Below are 19,836 nucleotides of genomic sequence, written 5' to 3'. Positions count from 1 at the left end.
TTGAATCAAACAGGAAATACAACCAAACCGAATGATTCAGGAGCTGCTAATAACTCCAACGTCTTGGAAACTAGCAACGAATCTCCATCTACAGGCAAAGTATTGCCGCAGACTGGCGAACAGGCTAACCCAATCCCGATCGTTGCAGGTATCGTTTCGATCTTGATCGGTATGTCGATCATGTATCGCAGAAACAAAAAAGCATAGCTCATCTAAAGGACCAAGTCCAGGGGATTTCCCGGCTTGGTCCTCTTTTTTCCCTACTCTAGCAACTGCCGGAGTAGCGGTTCACTTTTATACAAAATCTCCAGATGTGTCGCCTCTACGTAATACCGCTCACCTTCCAGCGCAAATACACTGTTTGCCATGACACTCCCATCCCCAGCGTCACTATTGATCGAACCCACTACTCTGCCATCGACCCATTTATCGGGAGACAGCGAAGGGACTGTTCGCAGGTAATGAATCGTTTCGTGTCCGATGCCAGCTACCAGCGTGACGCGAATATTGCGGGCTGCGATAATTCCCATCGTTGCGTTCAAGTAGTCCATGTATTGATTTTTCACGACAATCTGTTCATAAGGTACGAAGGCTTCGACCCCCTGTGTTTTCTCCAGCAAATAATCGCCATATGCTGCTGACGGGGTGAGATCAAGGAGACTGGGGAAATGTCTGTGTATAGCTTGTATACGATGAAAAGGGATGCTTTGCTCCAGATAAGCCAGATATACATTCATGTATAGCTCTACGACATTTCTTTTGGCAGAAACGGAGCGCGGCAGCTTCCCTCCTGCCCAGTAGCTGTAAGCGACAGGCGATCCGGCGTTAGGAGTCGCAAAAATCAGCAGCTGATCCACATCGTTTTGGTAAAATTCGCTCTGGACATAGGCTCTAGCAACAAGGCCCCCCATGCTATGGCAAATGAGATTGACATAAGGAGAACCGGTCGTTTGCCTCGCTCGCTCGATGACAGGCAGCAAAAAGCGCTCGGCTGAAATATCGATCTGCCTTCGCCAATCATAAAAAGCTACAAATAATTGTTCATTGAGGGGGTACCCCATTTTTCCAAGCAAACGGATAAATGGCTCGTAAGCGGTTCGGGCAAACCCGAAGCCCCAGTCACCAGTACCCGGAATAATTTGATCACTCATCGACCCAAACAGCCCCGGAACAAAAACAATCGGTGCCTTTTGCGCAAGAAAAGAACTCATGCTTGCACTCCTCTCCCTCCCTTTTGTCCCATGACCAGATGGAAAACAACATATGCTTTTGCCTATGCCAGAGCAGCTTGGGTGGTTCCCTTGCTTCGATGAGTCTCGTCATTTTTTGCCGAAATGGAGCGAATCGTTACAATTATCTTCCCACTTGAGCGAAACAAAGCGATATAATAAAGCGTCTAACGAATTGGCTAATGTAGTAAGCAAATCTATACTTGTCGGAGGATTGGCAAAAATGAAGGTACGCAAGTGGTTTATGCTTTTGCTAATGTTCGTACTATGTATTCCAACGATGGGGATATCCGTGCAGGCCGCGCAGACATCCTCTGGCATCAGCATCTATTTGGACGGGCAACAAATCAAAAGTGACGTCGCTCCGTACATTGTTCCAAAAGCAAATGTAACGATGGTTCCTATGCGAGTGATCGGTGAAAATCTGGGAGCGGAAGTAAATTGGGAGCCAAAGTCTCAAACCGCAACGATCAGTAAGCAAGATACCTTGTTGTCCCTGAAGGTTAATCAAAAGAACGCTCTCGTGAACAACAGCAGCGTCCCACTCGATGCTTCTGTTCAGAACAAGCAAGGAAGAATCATGGTTCCGCTGCGTTTTGTCTCCGAGCAATTGGGTCTTGCGGTAAACTGGGAAGACAAAACAAGAACCATTCGCCTGCAAAGCGGCAACGTCGCTACCATGACTCCGCCACCCCAGGATGTATTGAGTGAAACTGGCGGAATGGAACCAGCCACACCTGTCGTGACAAACGGAGATTTGCGCGGGGTATGGATATCTACGGTCTACAATTTGGACTGGCCATCTTCCGGTTCTTACGCAAACCCAGCGAAACAGCAACAAGAATACATACAACTGCTCGATGAGCTGCAAGCCATGGGAATGAACGCTGTTTTCGTGCAAGTGCGTCCATCTGGAGATGCGCTATATCCTTCTACACTCACCCCATGGTCGAGATTTTTGACGGGAACCCCTGGGAAAGATCCTGGCTACGACCCGCTTGCATTCATGGTAGAAGAAACGCATAGACGCGGGATGCAATTCCATGCTTGGTTCAACCCGTTCCGTGCCACTACAGATGCCAAAACAGATCAATTGCCAGCGAATCACGTGATCAAGCAGCACCCTGACTGGATTGTGAATGCCAACAAAAAGCTGTACATCAATCCGGGTATTCCGGCGGCACGTCAGCAAATTATCAATGAAGTAATGGAAGTCGTGCAGCGCTACGACATCGATGGCGTCCATTTGGATGATTATTTCTATCCTTCCAATGTCGCCTTTGCAGACGATGCAGCATTCAAGGCTTACAACAGCAAAAAAATCGTGTCCAAAGCAGACTGGCGCCGCGATAATATCAATCAGTTTGTTCAACAATTGAATCAGTCCATCAAGAGCGTCAAGCCTCACGTTCAGTTCGGGATCAGTCCATTCGGTGTGTGGCGCAACAGCAACGTCGATCCAACCGGCTCCGATACAAAAGCTGGCGTTACTGCGTATGACCATATGTTTGCCGATGTGCGCACATGGATTCAACAAGGCTGGATCGATTATGTAACTCCGCAAATTTATTGGAGCTTTTCCTTCGCCCCTGCCCAATATGACAAGCTCGTTACGTGGTGGGCAAACGAAGTACAAGGGACGAACGTCAAGCTTTACATCGGTCATTCCCCTTACAAGCTGGGAACGGCTGAAGCTGGCTGGCAGAGTGCCCAGGAGATTATCAACCAGTTGAATTACAACGCGATGGTTCCTCAGGTTCAGGGCAGCATTTTCTTTAGTGCCAAGGACTTGCGGAAAAATCCATTAGGTCTGCTCCCAGCTCTTAGCAGCTATTACAACCGCTAGATAAATAGCAAAAACCCCCGAATACTCGTAGCAGGGCAAACTTGCTACATGTGTTTCGGGGGTTTTTGCTTCTACGTTCATTTTTCTACAATAACCTGTGTTGCGCTTCCAAGGAGATCGGATCATTATTGGTGAACGGCTCGATGTTCCTTCGTCCACGCTTTCGATACCATCCAGCTTCCCTTTAAAATACGGGTTTCCCATAGCATGGTCCGAGATACCTAGGGGGGGTGGGACTGTGGATGGTGAGTTATGTCCTGCTTATTTAGTTACTTTGTGAAGACCAAACAGCATGAGGACATCATTATCGCTGGTCTCATACTCTTTTACTTCACCTTTAAAGGAAGTTTCTTTGACAATAATCTTGCTGCCTGTCGCATTTGGTTTCATTTCGATGATATGTGAAGATAGATTAAGATCATCTGCCTTGATACCTAACTTTTCGGAGAGATCTTTAACCGTAGCCTTGAAATCACCTAATTTACTGTCTTTAATGGTTACTCCCTGGCCATCCTCAGAAAAAACGAAAGAAATTCTTAGGTCCAGGTTACTTTTTTCCGTTACGTTTGCTTTAGCATCTGCTGTTGTGGTTGCATACGGTATAACAGTACCAATCACCCCGGTAAGTAACAAAGCTGATGCAGTTGTCATCCATTTCTTTTTCATTGGTCTCGCTCCTTTTCATTTCCTTTTTTGTATGCAAGTAAATCTCTTACCTGCTAAATCTAGGGTAAGAGGAAATATTAAACAAAATCGTGGGGTAAAACTAAAATTTTCCTTAATTCATCGCGCATTCTTGGTTCTCTGAGATACACTTCACAATTCGCCACAAAAAATGCCGCGAAGCATGTTCGCGACATTGGCAGCTTTATTTTTTCGGCATCATGGCATTTACAAACTCACTGATGTTTCCTTTACTTAATACGTCTCCAGTCGCGACTACTTCATACTGCATTTTCTTTCCAGCATACTCCATCACCCACATGATACTCTTGTCAGTCCGGTCTTTTTTGGCTTCCTCTGTATAAAGCACCTCGATTTGTCCTACTTTGACTACCTCTTTTTTCTGTTGATCCAGATTGGCTACATAAGTTGTACTTCCTTCTACTCCCTCATAATTCGTGATGTTCAAATTAATATAGCTTTCTCCAGATTGATATGTCGTGTACAGATACTCCAATTCATTTGTCCACGCTAACGGCTGCATGACGTATTCTTTCTTCTCTTTTTCCGCCTGCTGATACAAGGCAGCTTTGTCATATTCGTTCTTGATGCCAAACTCGAGTCGGGCATCCAAAAAAGCATGGCGTCCTGGCAAAGTTTCTGGCAAGAATATCTGCTCTCCCACTTTCTGTTGAACATCAGCCAAAGTCTTATAATCAAATGGAGCCGTCATCGTCACGATTTGTTTTTGAGGATTGTGAGGAACGATGTAGACAGCTGCGACAGTTCCCGGCTCCATATTATCCTCGATTTCCCAACGTTTATTTAAAAAGGCATCCATTTCTTGATCTGGCTCTTTTACTGTTTTGGCGCCTGATTCTTTTACATCTTTCTCTTGATACAACACCTCTCCTTGCGGGCTCTTCAACTGATAGAATTGAACAGCAGCATACCCCGACGAAATACTTGCGATTAATCCGATCGCAACCAAAATACTCACCTTGTATTTCACAAAAAATCTCTCCTTCTCTCGTTTGATTTTTGTCATCACCTGATGGCTAATGTCAATCTCCTGCGGGATGCGCGGGTCGTTGAACAGGTCCTTAATACTCTCGTGCGATTTGTTTGGACTCATCGTGAGCTGACCCTCCCTTCCCTAAAGGAGAATAAGCGGATCGGAACTTCGATGCCGTACGCTCGAATTTTTTGCGCAGACTCGCAGCGTTTTTGTTCATGATCAAGGAAATTTCCTCGTACGTCTTTTCTTCCACGCCTCGCAGTAAGAGAAGCGTTCTTTCCTCTACCGAGAGTGTCTGCATCGCAAGAAATACATCCTCACTGAAATAAACATTTTCAATATGCCGCTCGATGTCAGATTGAGAGTCTTTGTTCTGCATCAAAAATGGTAACATCTTTGTCCATTTCCTTTTTCTGATGAGATCGATGCAATGGTGATAGGCTATTTTATAAAGCCAAGCTGCGAACGGCATGGTTGGACTGTATTGTTTCAAGTTGCGATAAGCCTTGAAGAAGACCTCCTGTGTAGCATCCTCCGCTTCGCATCGATTCCCCAAGATGTGATAGCAGTAGTGAAATATCGGGGTTTGGTAGCTTTTCATGATGGCAGCATAGCGGTCATCTGCTCCCTGAATGATCTCATCCACGAGTTCTTCTATCTGTTTCGTGTCCACTCTCTCCCTCCTTCCAACTGGTATAACGTACCACATCACCCTGTATGTGACATCGCGTGCAAAAAAAATGCCGCGAAGCAAATTCGCGACATGTGAAAGCCTTATTTTTTGCCGAGCTCCGGCTTGTCTTGGTAAAAGAAATTCGGCGTATGGATTGTGTTGTCGTACTGACTATGGAAAATGTGTGTAGCTGTTCCGGAGATCGGCGGAACCAGCCATGTCCAGTCACCAGTAACGGGTCGACCACATTTCTCTTCTCTTTCCTCAAATCGCTTGAATTGCTGGCTCGCCGTATGGTGATCGACTATCGATACTCCTTTTTCCTTGAAGGAATGCAGGACGGCTACGTTCAGCTCGATAAGCGCTTTGTCTCTCCACAGTGTTGCTTCCCTGCTCGTATCAAGCCCCATGACCTCTGCGACCTTTGGCAGCATGTTATATCGTTCTTGGTCAGCGAAATTGCGCGCGCCTATCTCCGTTCCCATGTACCAGCCGTTAAAAGGCGCGGCCAAATAGTCGATACCGCCAATCTCCATGCGCATATTCGATACAATAGGAACCCCATACCATTGCAATGCCATATCAGCAAAGCCCGGCAAATCAGGATGCACGATCGGCACCTCCAAGACCAGCTCCTGAGGAATCTCAAAAAACTGCGGCGTCCGAACTCCAATCTGCACGACAAGCGGTAAAACGTCGTAGTTTGTGCCTTTCCCTTGCCATCCCAAGCTCTCACATAGCTTCGTCAACGAAAGCGAAATCGGGTCACCCAGTACGCCGTACTCTGTCTCGTATCCCGCGTAGCGAATCAGTTGGTCATTCCAGATGCGCATGGGAGCTCTGCCTGCCACAGCAGGTGCAAAAACCGTGATGGTCGGGCGAATTTTACCGTCATTGGTGGCAAATTCGATGTGGCGGAGCATGGCCTGCGCCATCTCTTCTTCTGTTTCGACGTGCCGCTCATCTATCACAAGTAACGATTCCCAAAAGAATCGCCCAATACATCGATTGCTATTGCGCCAGGCCATTTTCGCTCCGTGACGAAGCTCCTCGGCCGTATGCTCATAGTATCCCTGCTGGTGAATCATCTCTCGTACTTCTTGCAGCCGTTGCTCGGTTTCGTCCGTTGTCTTGTCCAGTTCACGATAGCATGTCCGGATAAATTGCTCTGCCGCTTCCATCAGTTGAATTGGTTCCATATTACCCTCTTTTCACGCTGAAGGGTGTCACTTCGCTGTTATTTTCTTCATCGTAGAATTTTGTTACCTACATTATAAAATTACTCGGGCTTGATTACCAATGATGTAGGCATATGGACACATATCTGTAAGAAACATGGACGAAAGAAAAGACAGGTGCTTTCACACCTGCCCTTTCTCCTAAACTGTCATATGGTGATTCCACATCTCCGACTTACTCAACGAAACAGCATCTGCTCCACCCTTCAACGCTTCGTTGACCTGCTCCATATTCCAAATCAACCCGCCCAAAATAATCGGCTGCGACAAATGCTCCTTGATATAAGAAATAATAGAAGGTGCTATCCCCGGCATGATTTCAATCGCATCTGGCTGGTTTTCCAAGACGTTTTTGATGGTCGTCGTAAGGGAGGTCGAATCGATCAAAAAGACTCGCTGGATCGTCAGCATCCCTTCCTTTTTGGCTGCGCGAATCATCGGTCCTTTGGTAGTGACAATGCCCGTTGGTTGGATATAGGTCGACAAGAAACGAAAAGCCTCCTTGTCATTGGACAGGCCATTCATGAGGTCTGTGTGCAAAAAGATCGGCTTGCTAGACTGACGGATGGTCTCGGCTTCCTCCATCAGCTTGGTCAGCTTTCCGTACATCAAAAGGATCGCGCATGCCCGGGACGCCATCGCCTCTCCCAAGCGATCTTGTTCGGTCGCCGCAATAACCGGATTCGTTTTCAAAATCGTATGCATGTCCATGTTATTCGCCTCCTGCCCTCAGTAGCCGTTCCACACTTACCTCAGCGCAGCCAAGCTGCTTTGTCTCTACCACCCAATGACCCGCGAATCCGTTGTCTTTCAATAGAGACAGGATCGATTCGAATGGGATCGTTCCATCGCCTATTGCCAAATGATCGTCGAGCTTTCCAAAGTTATCACTCAGGTGAAGAGCAGACAAATAAGGAAGCACCTCCTGCAATGCATCGGTCGCATATCCCGGACGAATCAAATGAGCATGGCCTACGTCGTACACGATCCCCACGCGAGATGAGTTTACATGACGGCATATACGCACGAGATCCTCGACGTTCCACCCCAGCACTTTTGGATAAGGAGGAACATTTTCGACCGTCAGTATGGTTGTACCCTCTGCGGACAGCTCGGAGGTCAACACGCGGAGTGCCTGACTCACATTTTCCACACCTCTGGCACGCTCGCCTTCCGCGAGTCGATCTTCTACCTCCCCCGCATGCATCACGACGTGGGTGCAGTCGAGAAAGCTGGCAATCTCCAGGCAGCGTTTCATCGTGTCCATTGTTTGATCCCGGGTTGGTCCTGTATCCGCCGCCAGATTGCAGCCACTAATCGGTGCATGAATCGACCAGGCAATCCCTCTCTCGTCTCCCAGCTTCTTCAACTCTTTCAACTGCTCCCAGGACCAGTCCAAGAGGTCGGCATGATTCTCTTCACACATAATCTCGATGCCCTTCCAATCATGCTGCAAAAGCTGAAAGATAGCATTGCGCAAGGACAGATCAAATAACGCATAAGTGGATACGGCAAACGAGCTTTTGTCTCTCATCTTTCATGACCCTCCCTCTTATTTCACGCCGGAGTGGATGAAGCTGTTGATAAACTGCCGCTGGAACAACAAAAATGCCAGCAACAACGGGAAAATCACCATGACCGTTGCTGCACTTACCTCGGCCCACTGCGCCCCTGTCTCAAACGATTGGGCAAAAATCGCCAGACCGACCGTCAACGGGCGATTTTCCACGGAATTCGTAATAATCAGCGGCCACATAAAATTGTTCCAATGGTAGCTGACCGAGACCAAACCAAACGCAATGTAGGTCGGCTTCGCTAACGGAACGTACACTCGCCACAAAATCTGGAACCAGGAGCAGCCTTCCATCCGTGCCGCCTCCTCCAGCTCGTGCGGGATTGTCTTGAAGGTTTGTCGCAATAGAAAGACCCCGAAGGCTGAAGCGAAGTACGGCAGCATAATGCCGATTTTCGTATCCAGTAAAGACAAGTCACGCAGGACGTTATAGTTGGGGAAAATCAAGATATCCGCCGGGACCATGAGCTGGATCAGGAACAGGACAAACAGCACATCCTTCCCCCAAAATTGCAGCTTCGCAAAGGCATAGGCAGCCAGTGTAGCCGTAATCATTTGCGCCACCAAAATACCAGTCACGATCAAAAAAGTGTTGATGTAGTACTGGTCAAAGGGGGCTGCATCCCACACCTTCGCAAAGTTATCGAGTGTAAAATCTGTACTGAACGACCACGAAGTCGCCAGCTCTCTCGGGCGAAAGGAAGTCCAGACCGCCCAGAGCAAAGGAAACAACCAGAGAACGGCCAAGCCGTACATTCCAGCCGTTGTGATTTTGCGAAGCATCTGCCATCCCCCCTTAGTTGTAATGAATCTTTTTATCCATACCAAAAAACTGAAATGCAGCGACTAATAGCAGCAGCACGACCATGACAATCGTCAATGCCGAAGCCATTCCTTGATCCCAGAAAGAAAACGCCGTCTCGTATATGTAGTACAGCAAGAGATTGCTGGCATTATCCGGTCCGCCTTTGGTCATGATCACCAAATGATCAACCAGCTTGAAAGAGTTGGTGAAGGCGATAATACTGACAAACATCGTCGTTGGCATAAGCAGCGGAAAGGTGATGCGGCGAAAAACCGTCCACGATGATGCCCCTTCCATGGAGGCGGATTCGTATAGCTCCTGTGAAATGTTTTGCAGCCCGGCCAAATAAAAGATCATGAAATAGCCCGCTTCCTTCCAAATGACCATAAAGATCATCGCCCACATCACATTTTTCTGATCGCCGAGCCAGTTCATGTCGCCTTTTCCGAACCACTCCATCACATGACTAAGCGCTCCGTACTCCGGTGTGTAAATAAACAGCCAGATGTTCGCCACGGCAATCATCGGAACAACTGTCGGGTAAAAATAAGCCGTGCGGATAAAGCTCTTCCCTCGTAATGCCTTGTTGGCGAACAGAGCCATAGCTAGCGCGAGAGCCACACTCGTCGGCACCGTTCCGATGGCAAACCAGATATTATTGGTCAGCACCTTCCAAAACACTTCATCTTCCACCATTTGTTTATAATTAGCTATCCCGTTAAAAAACGGCTCTGGAGAACCCAGATCCGCTTGATGAAAACTGAGTATGAACGTTTGTATAACCGGATAGAAGGTAAACAAGAGCAGGAAGATGAGGGAGGGAAGGAGCAAGAGCCAGGCGTACATGTTCACTTTCCATTTTGCGCGTAGTTCCCCCATTGTCGCTCCCCCATTGCCTTGCTTGATTTATTTGTTGAACGGCGCCAGCATCTTGTCCGCTTCTTCCTGCGCTTTTTTCAATGCTTCCGCAGGCTCGGATTGACCAGTGATCACGGATTGTAGCGTGTCGTTCAAGAGCTTTGTCACTTTGCCGTTATTGTGTGTAGACAGCTCAGCATGACCGAATTCCAGTTGGTCACGAGCCACTGCTGCTGCCGGGAAGTCCTTGACGTATTGCTTCATCGTCTCTTCTTCATAAGCAGACTTGCGTGTAGCAACATAACCTGTATCAACGCTCCACTGTGCAGCGCGCTTAGGCTCGGTCATAAAGCGAATGAACTTCCATGCCGCTTCCTGTTTCTTTTCATCCGTTCCTTTAAACATGTAGAAGTTTCCGCCACCTGTCGGGCTGCCGTAGTTCTTTTTCGCTGGCAAAAACGCTACGCCAAAGTCAAACTTCGCGCTTTTCTTCACGTTCGTCAGGTTCCCTGTCGTATGGAACATCATCGCCGTTTTGCCTTCCAAGAAATCAGACGGTACAGTCGCCCACTCGTTGACACCTTCAGGCATGACTTGATGCTTTTTGGACAAATCTACCCAAAATTGCAGAGCTTCTACATTTTCTGGCGTATCAAAAAACACTTTTTTCCCATCTTCGGACATCAAGTTCTTGCCGTTTTGCAGGGCCAACGCTTGGAACATCCAATATGTGAAGCTCGAGGAAGGAATCTCAACACCGTAACGTCCGTCCTTTTTCAATTTGGCCGCGTACGAAACCAGCTCGTCCCATGATGTCGGCGGCTTTTCCGGATCAAGTCCGACTTCCTTGAACGCGTCCTTGTTGTAATAGAGCACGATGGTGCTGCGCTGGAATGGAATGCTGTATGTCTTGCCGTCTACTTGGGAATTCGCCAAGAATCCCGGGAAGAAATCATTTACGTAGTCGCTGCCGCCATCCTTGGCAATGAAGTCGTCCATCGGAAGGATTGCATCCATATCCATCATCGTATGCAGCTCAGTCGAGAGCATCACCGCTACGTCGGGAGGAGTTTTGCCCTGTACAGCTGCCTGTACTTTTGTCGTCGTATCCTGATAGCTGCCCGTATAGACTGGTTTGACTGTGATATCTGGGTTTTCTTTGTTAAATTCCTCTGCCATACCATCCACGATCTTGGTCAAAGGACCGCCAACCGCAACCGGATAATAGAAGGACAGCTCTGTTTTGCCTGATGAATTGGCTCCTTGCGCCGCGTTGTTAGTGGACGAAGAATTACCACTGGAGCAACCCGTGATCAGACTCATACTCATAACGACCGCAAACAAGCTTTTGACAACTTTACGCATCGCAGTACCTCTCCCTTTTCTTTTCTCAATTAGTCGTAACTGCTAGATTTTTTCCGGTTTCTCCTTCAAACACGTTCACCTGAGCTGGATCAAAACGAACATGCATGGTTTCGCCTCGTTTGCAATGCCATTGCCCGTTCCATTTGGCCTTCCACAGCTTGTCTCCCACGGTGAATTCCACAATGGTCTCAGAACCGAGAATCTCTACTCCCTGCACGGTGACAGGGAATTGGCAGGAAGCATCAACAGATTGCCCTTCAAGGGCCGGTTGAAGTGACTCTGGACGCAAACCGAGAACGACCGGGGTCTGGTCCTTGATACCGTGAAACATAGGAAGTGGCAAAAAATGCTGACCTGCCAGCTCAATTCCTGCTTGATCGCCTGCCCGCCAAATGGCAGGTACCGTATTCATCGGGGGTGCCCCCGTAAACTCCGCCACGAACAAATTCGCTGGATGGTTGTAGACGTCGAGAGGTTTTCCGACTTGCTGGACCTCTCCGTCGCGCAGGACCATCATGCGGTCTGCCATCGTCATCGCTTCCACCTGATCGTGTGTAACGTAAATCATCGTGATGCCCAGCTCTTGCTGCAAGCGACGGATTTCCGTGCGCATGTGCCCGCGCAGCTTGGCATCCAGATTGGACAAAGGCTCGTCCATCAGGCAGATAGGGTGCTGACTGACGATAGCCCTTCCGAGTGCTACACGCTGTCGTTGTCCCCCGGATAATTCCTTCGGCTTGCGTTGCAAAAGATGCGCGATACCCAACATCTCCGCTACACGCTCCAACCGCTTGCCCTGCTCCGCTTTGTCTACTTTTCGAACCTGCAAACCAAACAAAATATTATCTTTTACCGTCAAATGCGGATAAAGTGCGTAATTTTGAAACACCATGGAGATGTTTCGCCCGCTCGGAGGGACTTGGTTCATCGGCTTGCCGCCAATCAACAGCTCTCCCGTGCTGATCTCCTCCAGCCCGGCAATCATGCGCAGTGTGGTTGATTTCCCACAACCAGAAGGCCCTACCAGGACGAAAAATTCTCCTGGCAGAATACGAGCACTCACTTCATTGACTACCTTCTGGCCCCCATACATCTTGGAAATGCGCCGCAATTCCACTTCAGCCACGACTTTCCCCCCTGGATCTCTCGCTGTTTTTTACGTATCACTCGACTATAACAATTGCTTACTAAGGTAATATTTGGGTATTGTAAAGTTTTTGTGCATAGTCGGTAATAATCCCCCCGACTCCCGCCTCGGTTGCCCGTTTCATATCTGCTTCCTCGTTAACGGTATACACGGTCAAAATGATTCCCCGATGCTTGGCGAATCGGATTAGCTCTGGCGTGACAATCTGATGGTTGATAAAGTATTGGGCATTCAGTTGAACCGCGTCTGTTACCTGCTTTTCGGCATACTGTTCCAGTTGTTCCTTTGGCTTGGTCCCGCTCAAGGTAAAGCCCAGTCCCAATTCCGGATTGAGCTTGGCGAAACGCTCCAATACTTCTGAGCTGAAGCTGCTGACAATTACATCTTCAACCATGTCGTGCTCCTTGATAGCCTTCGCCATTTCCTTTTCGTACCCAATCCCCTTTGCTTCCAGAATGAGCACCGCTTTGCCCTTGGCCGCTTCCAGCAGTTCATCCATAGTAGGGATGACAGCATCGGTAATCTCAGGCTGGTACCAGGAAGGATTTGCTGGATCGAGCTTGTTCGCGTTCAATTCGCGCAGTTCCTTCAGCGTGAAATCCTTTACCTTCCCTGTACCGTTGGTCGTACGCTCCAGATCAAAGTCGTGGATCAGGACAAGGTGGCCATCCTTTGTTTTGTGAACGTCTGTCTCGATAATTTCCACACCCAGCTCCATCGCTTCTTCAAAGGCGTACATCGTGTTTTCCGGCTTTAAGGAAGGAATACCTCGATGCGCCATCACCATCGGAGGTTGCGTGATGCTTTTCTCCGGGTATGCATTAAGCAGCTCATGTACCTCTTTTGGATCGTGTGAGACAACCCCGGCCACACCCATCTCGATCATTTCACTCGCTTGGCTCTTGTTCGCCCGATCAATTCCCCACACGGACAACCCGCGATTGCGGAAGTAGCGAATGACATCCTCCGTCATCGCCGTTTGCGAGAGAACGATCACATTGGAACGACTGCTCCTGGCTGAGCGTACAAGTTCCTTTTGCTTCTTTTCGTTCAGCTTGCCGTCGATATACACGAGGGCACCACGGTATTCATTGTTTTTCTCCCGCATCTCTTGGACGATTTCCGGTCGGGAAGACACAATGTGCACATCAGAGAGATTCTCTTTCTGGAGCAGGCGGTCGACCTCCGCTACCAATTTCTTGTCCTCGATATGAATCACCGGGATCGCCTTGCCCTTGATCTGCTCCAGTACCTCGTCCAGCGATGTGCCGTCCTGGGTGACGACTCCGTTCTTCCCGGATTTTTTTACCGGAATAAAAATGGACGACGCTTCTGCTTCCAGAATCGCATCGATCTCGGACTTCTTGTCGTACATGGCAATCACCGTCGGCGGAAGGACAATTCCCGTCTTAGGTTCAGGGACAATCAGCACGTCTTCCTTCAGATCAGAGACCGGAATCTTGTCTTTTCGGGCATTCGGTCCAAACAACAACTCACCAGGGGTCGGCTTGGGCTGATCGACAAAATCTCTGGACGCATCATTCGTATCCTTTTCCGTCAGGCGTTCCATCGAGTGTCCGCCAGCTACTCCCGGATGAGAGGTAACTCCCGGAACCTTCGCATCCATATAAGCCATCGAATCCACCACATTGTACTCAGGGTCCATCAAAATGACGTGGTCGCCGCCATTCGCCAAATAAATGCTGCCTGTCGCCCAATCTGTCGGCAATAGCTCAGGGACGTCCTCCATGGAATCGAACAATTCAAAATCAGGCGTGTCGTCATGGCGTTCCACGATTCCGTCAGCATAGCGGGAAATGACAATCGTCTGGTAAGGATCAATCATGGTGCCTTCCGGAAACGCATGCATCCCTTCATTTCCTCCACGCTTTTCCTCGTCGCCGATCATGTATCCACTCAAATCAATCGGATCGTCGGAGATATTGGTGATTTCGATAAACTCGCCTGTGCTTTCATCAAAGAGAGGATCATTGACAACTTCTGTGATGAGCAAGGTTTTGCTCACCGCGCTTTGTGCCATCACGGACGGCATACTGCCTGTCACCAGACTTGCTGCCATTAGTGACCACAACCACTTTTTGCTGCTCTTTCCCAACTCCATCTCCCATGCCTCCTCGTTTTCCTACTCGACTTGCACCATGGCTTCCATCGTCGGAAGGATGTAATCTGGCTGAATCTCTGTGGCTTCCAGTTCGCGGCTGGTTGTCACACCTGTCATGACCAGCGCCGTTTTCATGCCGCTGTTTTTCCCAAGTAAAATGTCTGTTTCCAAACGGTCACCCACCATGACGCATCTTTCTGGCTGCACTTGGAGCTGTTGAAAAACCTGATCGGCGTAGTACCGGGACGGCTTGCCAGTCATCGCCCAGACAGAGGCTCCACCAGCCGTTTCAATCGCTCTCGCCAACGCCCATGTATCAGGAATAGCTCCCCCTGGCACCGGACATAGCGGATCGGGGTTCGCTACGATCAGGTGTGCTCCGTTTCGCACAGCGTCAGCAGCCTGTTGCAGCTTTTCATACGTAAATGCACGGTCCATTCCAACCAATACATGCGTTGCTTCCTCCGCATCTTGCACCTGCTTTATATGAAAGCTCGCAATCTCTTCCTCCAAGGCAGGCTCCCCAACGATCAGGACACGCGCTTGCTCCGCATTTTCTTGAAGATACAATCCTGCCGCATAGGCTGCCGTCATGATTTCTTCCCGCCGAGCAGCCAATCCGAGCTTCTGGAGGCGAGTCTGACAAGCTGTTCTTGTCTGTACCGTCGTATTGGTCAAAAACATGATTTTTTTCTGCTTCTCCCGCAGCGCGGCAAGTGTCTTTTCCACCCCAGGAAGCAGTTCATTCCCGAGAAAAATCGTTCCATCCAAATCAAAAAAATACGCATCGTACCTATCTGTATCTAGCAAATCCCCTGCTCGCTCCTTTCATTCGAAAACACAAAAAGCCCTCATACACGGCAATAGCACAAAGAAGCAAACCGATCGAACGGTCTTTTTCGAATCTATTGCTGTATGAGGGCTTTCTCCACGTCTCGACCCACTTACAGACGTTATTCATTTGGTTGATAGATCGATCATAACAAGACATTGTTAAGGGATTGTTGAGCTACTTTTGGTTTTATGTGAACAACGCCAAAACTAACCAAGTGATTGATGCCAAAAAAAGATTGCAAACTGTCTAAGAAAGAGTAAAATTCTTTGTGGATGATAATGATATTCATTATCGAAATATAATCATATAATTATACACTCATATCATATGAAGGGATGTCTTTTCATGATTCAAAAATGGGGTTATCCAATCGCCGCAGTTGTTCTCAGCTCTTCCTTGCTCGCCGCTTGCGGAAACGCACAAACACAAACCGAAGAGAAAAAACCAGAAGCCGCTCAGCCCGACAAGCCTGCCGCTGCTGATCAATCTGCGTCAGCGAGCACTGCTTCTGCTCCTTCTCCTGAGCTGCAAGCTTCTATTGATCAATACCGAAAATGGGTCGTCGACCAAACCGACCAATTCGTAAAAGCAACAGAAAGCTTCACCACCGCCGTCAAAGCAGGCGATATGGAAAAAGCGAAAAAGGAGTATGCTCCAGCCCGTGCGTACTTTGAGAGAATCGAACCTATCGCAGAATCTCTCGGCGATTTTGACCCGTGGATCGATGCTCGCGAAGGCGATGTGCCTGATAACGAATGGCGCGGCTATCATAAATTGGAGAAAGCACTCTGGGAAACCAAATCGGTTGCTGACCAAGGAAAAGTCGCGGATCAACTGCTGCAAGATGTGAAGCAGCTCCGCGTAAAAGTAGAGAGCGTCGAAATCGATGTGCCTATGCTGGTAACGGGTGCGGTCGAGCTCTTGAACGAGGTATCGACAAGCAAGGTGACTGGCGAGGAAGAACGCTATTCCCATACGGACTTGTACGATTTCGCTGCGAACGTGGAAGGCGCTCACGAAATTTACAAAGTATTGAAGCCTGCTGTTACAGCGAAAGACTCTGCTCTTGCTAATGAAATTGAAGCTCGCTTCGCTGATTTGGATAAAGCACTCGCACCATACCGCAAAGGCGACGGCTATGTGCTGTACACGGAATTGAAGGAAGACCAGGTGAAAAAACTGAGTCAGTCCCTCGATGCATTGGCTGAACCATTGTCCAAAATGGGTACGATCGTAGGAGGCTAACAAGATGAATGACAAGCATCTCGCAAACACCACAGCGAACAAATTCACACGTCGAGAAGCTCTGAAGTTGGCTGGTGTCGGGGGGATTGGACTGCTGTTGGGGGCGACTGGGGTCAATAGCCTTTTATCCTCCTCTCCTAAAAATGAGCAGACAAGTGCCACTCCGACCGGTGCAGATGAGGTCATTCCCTTTTATGGCAAGCATCAGTCCGGGATCATTACACCTATGCAGGATTTTATCTGCATGGGTGCTTTTGATTTGACGACGACCTCGCTAGGGGATGTCCGCACCTTGTTTCAAAGCTGGACGCAGGCAGCAGCACGCTTGACTGCCGGCAAAAACGTCGATGAAGAGAGCGATAACACCCTTCTTCCTCCTGTCGACACGGGGGAAGCCATGGGCCTGCGCCCAATGAAATTAACGATCACATTTGGGCTTGGTGCTTCCTTCTTTGATGAGCGCTTTGGCCTTACAGCCAAACGCCCAGCTCCTTTGGTCGATTTACCTCGTTTCAACAGTGATGAAATGCGAAAGGAATGGTCGGGTGGCGACATTGTCGTGCAAGTCTGTGCCAACGATCCACAGGTCGCCTTCCATGCCCTGCGGAACTTGGCCCGGATCGCTCGAGGCAAAGCTGTCCTCCACTGGCTACAGGAAGGCTTCCAGCGTACCAGCGCATCCGACCCGACTGGCTCCACACCGCGAAATCTGATGGGCTTCAAGGATGGCACGAACAATCCGCAGGTGAACGATCCCGCTACCGCAAATGAAGTCGTCTGGGCTAACACTGCTGAAAGTCCCGCGTGGATGGCAGGCGGAAGCTACATGGTCATGCGTCGAATCCGCATGCGGATCGAGGTGTGGGATCGCTCCACCCTCACCGATCAGGAGAATACGTTTGGCCGTCACCGTTTAACCGGAGCTCCGCTTGGCAAAGCAAATGAGTTCGACGAGCTGGAGCTGGATCGCAAGGATGCCAAGGGCAAACCCGTCATTCCTGTGGATTCCCATGTCGCCTTGGCCCATATGGAGGGCAAGGTGAAAATTTTGCGGCGCGGTTACTCCTATTCGAGTGGAATGGATCTCAAAACTGGTCAGCTCGATGCTGGGCTTTTGTTCATTTGCTTCAATCGTGATCCGCGCAAGCAATTCATTCCGATGCAACAAAGGCTCGCATCCGTCGACCTGCTCAATGAATATATCACCCATGTTGGCAGTGGTTTGTACGCCTGTCTTCCTGGTGCAAGTGAGGGCGGATACATCGGGGACACACTATTTTAACCAACTACCAGGGATGGAGTGAACACCTTGAAACGCTATCTGTTTATCATTTGTACCTGCATGCTGCTATGGACATCTGCTCTGTCTGCTGCTGTAGCCGCGCCGCTGGTGCCAGAGCAGCTCAAGCAAATAATCGCCCTCTCTAGCGATGCCCTGATTAGCAGTGGAGATAACAACTGGGAAGAAGCAGCTAAAGCGATCAGCAGTATGAAGAGCATCTGGGAGGGCAATTCGGAAGAAACCTCCGCAGATGCACAAGCATTGACGCAAGCAATCGTGGAAGCAGAACAAGCCCTTGCCCAAGCGAAGGCGAATCCTGACACTGTAAAAGCAGCCATCTCCAATCTGGCAAAAGCAACGGATCGTTACGTCTCATCCAAAGAAGAAGGCGGTCAGCCAAAAGAACGCGCGCACAAGCAAATTGCGGCATTGCTGCCTCTCTTGCAAAACAGCATGACAGCCATCACGGAAGGCGATCTGACGAAAGCCAAGCAATCGTACAACAGCTTCGTCACCGGCTGGTACAAGGCAGAGGGTCTTGTACGAGCGGAAAATGCCGCAATCTACGGGGATATGGAAATCAAAATCAGCAGTGCACGCATTGCCTTGAATACAGAACCACCCGACCCTAAAAAGAGCGCAGAGAAAGTACAGGCACTCATTACTACCGTGGACAATTATTTGTCAGGAAAAGCAGGCCAACAGGAAGCTACGAATGCTTCTACTGAGCAGCCGTCCATCTCGTCTCTACTGGAACTCCTTGCCTCGGTAGAAACAGATATCGCCAATCAGGATGCAACCGCTGCTTCGGACAAAATGGAGACCTTTATCACCGCTTGGCCCTCTGTAGAAGGCGTGGTCATGACGAAATCACAAGCTACCTACAGCAGCATCGAAGCCAAGATGGTCGCCATCCCGACACTCATCCTGTCCAATCCCCCGCAATGGGAAAAGGCCACGGCTCATCTAGCGGAAATGAAGACAGAGCTGGCGCCGTTTGCGACAACGTCCTCGTACACCGCTTGGGATGCGGGACTCATCTTGTTCCGCGAAGGACTGGAGGCTATCTTGATCATCGTCTCCCTGCTCACTGTCCTGAACAAGTCAGGCAATGCCGACAAGCGCAAATGGATTTGGTCTGGGTCCATTGCCGGGATCGTAGTTTCCGCCATTCTTGCCGTCATCCTCAGTTTCGTTTTCTCCAACCTCTCCACAGGCAACTCGCGAGAAACGATTGAGGGAGTAACTGGACTGATTGCCGTCTTCTTTATGGTGACGATTGGTGCCTGGTTGCATAAGAAGTCCAATTTGCAGGCATGGAATCAGTTTGTCGAGAAATCTATCGGCTCTTCTTTGGCAAAAGGAGCTCTGTTGTCACTCTCATTCACTGCCTTTCTCGCTGTCGCCCGCGAAGGGGCAGAAACGATTATCTTTTATATGGGGATGGCCGCTACAATCTCCATGACAGACCTAGTGATTGGCATTTTGAGCGCACTTGTCGTCCTAGCCGTGATTGGTTTGGTCATCATCAAGCTCAGTGCACGCATTCCGGTTCGTCCGTTCTTTTTTGTAGCCAGTCTCTTGCTCTACTACATGGCGTTTAAATTCGTTGGCGTCAGCATCCATGCTTTACAGGTGACCGGAAGCTTATCTGCACACAGCAGCGATTACTTGTTGTATGCACCAACTCTCGGCATTTACGCGAGCTGGGAAACGACGATCCCGCAATTGATCATACTCGTGATCGTTCTCGTCAATTTGTTCCTGTATTCGCGGAAAAAAGCAGCCACTCCGATTCCGCGGGTAAACTAAAAGAGAGAAAACCTGAAAAACGCAGCTCCTTCATGAGGGCTGCGTTTTCTTGTAAACCCCGATATTATTTTTGGCAATCATTCTTTATCGCAAGTTCACATTTTTTCTGTTATCGTTAAATATTT

The 19,836-nt window shown here is 49.0% G+C and carries 18 protein-coding genes; 5 read left to right on the top strand and 13 right to left on the bottom strand.

What is annotated here, in order from left to right:
• The coding region (locus HP568_RS17980; protein ID WP_173629825.1) for an LPXTG cell wall anchor domain-containing protein at positions 1–207 on the top strand (207 nt) is incomplete at its 5' end.
• A 53-nt stretch (positions 208–260) separates the two neighbouring features.
• Here HP568_RS17980 and HP568_RS17975 read toward each other — a convergent pair.
• The gene (locus HP568_RS17975; protein WP_048035313.1) at positions 261–1,211 is read right to left on the bottom strand and encodes a lipase/acyltransferase domain-containing protein; all 951 of its coding nucleotides are present in this window, start codon (positions 1,209–1,211) and stop codon (positions 261–263) included.
• 241 nt (positions 1,212–1,452) lie between these two features.
• Between HP568_RS17975 and HP568_RS17970 the strand changes: the two genes are divergently transcribed.
• Positions 1,453–3,075, top strand: coding sequence for a family 10 glycosylhydrolase (locus HP568_RS17970; protein WP_173629824.1), 1,623 nt, complete (start codon positions 1,453–1,455; stop codon positions 3,073–3,075).
• A 261-nt stretch (positions 3,076–3,336) separates the two neighbouring features.
• Here HP568_RS17970 and HP568_RS17965 read toward each other — a convergent pair whose 3' ends face one another.
• The 12 genes from HP568_RS17965 to HP568_RS17910 all read right to left on the bottom strand — a co-directional run bounded on the left by HP568_RS17965 (position 3,337) and on the right by HP568_RS17910 (position 15,347).
• Positions 3,337–3,741: a hypothetical protein gene (locus tag HP568_RS17965; protein ID WP_048035314.1), complete on the bottom strand. Its 405-nt coding sequence runs from the start codon at positions 3,739–3,741 to the stop codon at positions 3,337–3,339.
• A gap of 202 nt (positions 3,742–3,943) precedes the next feature.
• Positions 3,944–4,873, bottom strand: a complete 930-nt coding sequence (locus HP568_RS17960) for a hypothetical protein (protein WP_048035315.1) — start codon at positions 4,871–4,873, stop codon at positions 3,944–3,946.
• Positions 4,842–5,429: an RNA polymerase sigma factor gene (locus tag HP568_RS17955; protein ID WP_048035316.1), complete on the bottom strand. Its 588-nt coding sequence runs from the start codon at positions 5,427–5,429 to the stop codon at positions 4,842–4,844. Before HP568_RS17955 ends, HP568_RS17960 begins: the two co-directional genes overlap by 32 nt.
• A gap of 101 nt (positions 5,430–5,530) precedes the next feature.
• Positions 5,531–6,628 (bottom strand): nitric oxide synthase oxygenase, encoded by a 1,098-nt coding sequence (locus HP568_RS17950; protein WP_173629823.1) that lies wholly within the window; start codon positions 6,626–6,628, stop codon positions 5,531–5,533.
• 180 nt (positions 6,629–6,808) lie between these two features.
• On the bottom strand, positions 6,809–7,378 hold the full coding sequence (locus tag HP568_RS17945) for a glycerol-3-phosphate responsive antiterminator (protein WP_048035318.1): 570 nt from the start codon (positions 7,376–7,378) through the stop codon (positions 6,809–6,811).
• Between the two features lies 1 nt (position 7,379).
• On the bottom strand, positions 7,380–8,201 hold the full coding sequence (locus HP568_RS17940; RefSeq protein WP_173629822.1) for a sugar phosphate isomerase/epimerase family protein: 822 nt from the start codon (positions 8,199–8,201) through the stop codon (positions 7,380–7,382).
• An 18-nt stretch (positions 8,202–8,219) separates the two neighbouring features.
• Positions 8,220–9,023, bottom strand: a complete 804-nt coding sequence (locus HP568_RS17935; RefSeq protein WP_048035320.1) for a carbohydrate ABC transporter permease — start codon at positions 9,021–9,023, stop codon at positions 8,220–8,222.
• A gap of 13 nt (positions 9,024–9,036) precedes the next feature.
• The gene (locus HP568_RS17930) at positions 9,037–9,924 is read right to left on the bottom strand and encodes a carbohydrate ABC transporter permease (protein ID WP_173629821.1); all 888 of its coding nucleotides are present in this window, start codon (positions 9,922–9,924) and stop codon (positions 9,037–9,039) included.
• Positions 9,925–9,951: 27 nt separating this feature from the next.
• Positions 9,952–11,268 (bottom strand): ABC transporter substrate-binding protein, encoded by a 1,317-nt coding sequence (locus tag HP568_RS17925; protein ID WP_173629820.1) that lies wholly within the window; start codon positions 11,266–11,268, stop codon positions 9,952–9,954.
• A 25-nt stretch (positions 11,269–11,293) separates the two neighbouring features.
• Entirely contained in the window at positions 11,294–12,394 is a 1,101-nt protein-coding gene (locus HP568_RS17920) for an ABC transporter ATP-binding protein (protein WP_048035322.1), read from the bottom strand.
• Positions 12,395–12,455: 61 nt separating this feature from the next.
• Entirely contained in the window at positions 12,456–14,537 is a 2,082-nt protein-coding gene (locus HP568_RS17915) for a glycerophosphodiester phosphodiesterase family protein (RefSeq protein ID WP_173629819.1), read from the bottom strand.
• Positions 14,538–14,558: 21 nt separating this feature from the next.
• Positions 14,559–15,347 (bottom strand): HAD-IIA family hydrolase, encoded by a 789-nt coding sequence (locus HP568_RS17910; RefSeq protein WP_173629818.1) that lies wholly within the window; start codon positions 15,345–15,347, stop codon positions 14,559–14,561.
• A gap of 370 nt (positions 15,348–15,717) precedes the next feature.
• Between HP568_RS17910 and efeO the strand changes: the two genes are divergently transcribed.
• The 3 genes from efeO to HP568_RS17895 are packed head-to-tail and all read left to right on the top strand — an operon-like array spanning position 15,718 to position 19,711.
• Positions 15,718–16,617 (top strand): iron uptake system protein EfeO, encoded by a 900-nt coding sequence (gene efeO, locus HP568_RS17905; protein WP_048035325.1) that lies wholly within the window; start codon positions 15,718–15,720, stop codon positions 16,615–16,617.
• 4 nt (positions 16,618–16,621) lie between these two features.
• Positions 16,622–17,899: an iron uptake transporter deferrochelatase/peroxidase subunit gene (gene efeB, locus HP568_RS17900; protein WP_048035326.1), complete on the top strand. Its 1,278-nt coding sequence runs from the start codon at positions 16,622–16,624 to the stop codon at positions 17,897–17,899.
• Positions 17,900–17,926: 27 nt separating this feature from the next.
• Positions 17,927–19,711 carry an FTR1 family iron permease gene (locus tag HP568_RS17895; RefSeq protein ID WP_173629817.1) on the top strand — a complete coding sequence of 595 codons (1,785 nt, stop codon included), beginning with the start codon at positions 17,927–17,929 and terminating at the stop codon, positions 19,709–19,711.
• The last annotated feature ends 125 nt before the right edge of the window (positions 19,712–19,836 follow it).

Origin of the sequence: Brevibacillus sp. MS2.2, from assembly GCF_013284345.1 — a bacterium.
In the GTDB taxonomy this organism is placed as follows: Bacteria; Bacillota; Bacilli; order Brevibacillales; family Brevibacillaceae; genus Brevibacillus; species Brevibacillus brevis_C.
The sequence above is the reverse complement of the archived record's forward strand: the minus strand, read 5'-3'. Positions and strand labels throughout refer to the sequence as shown.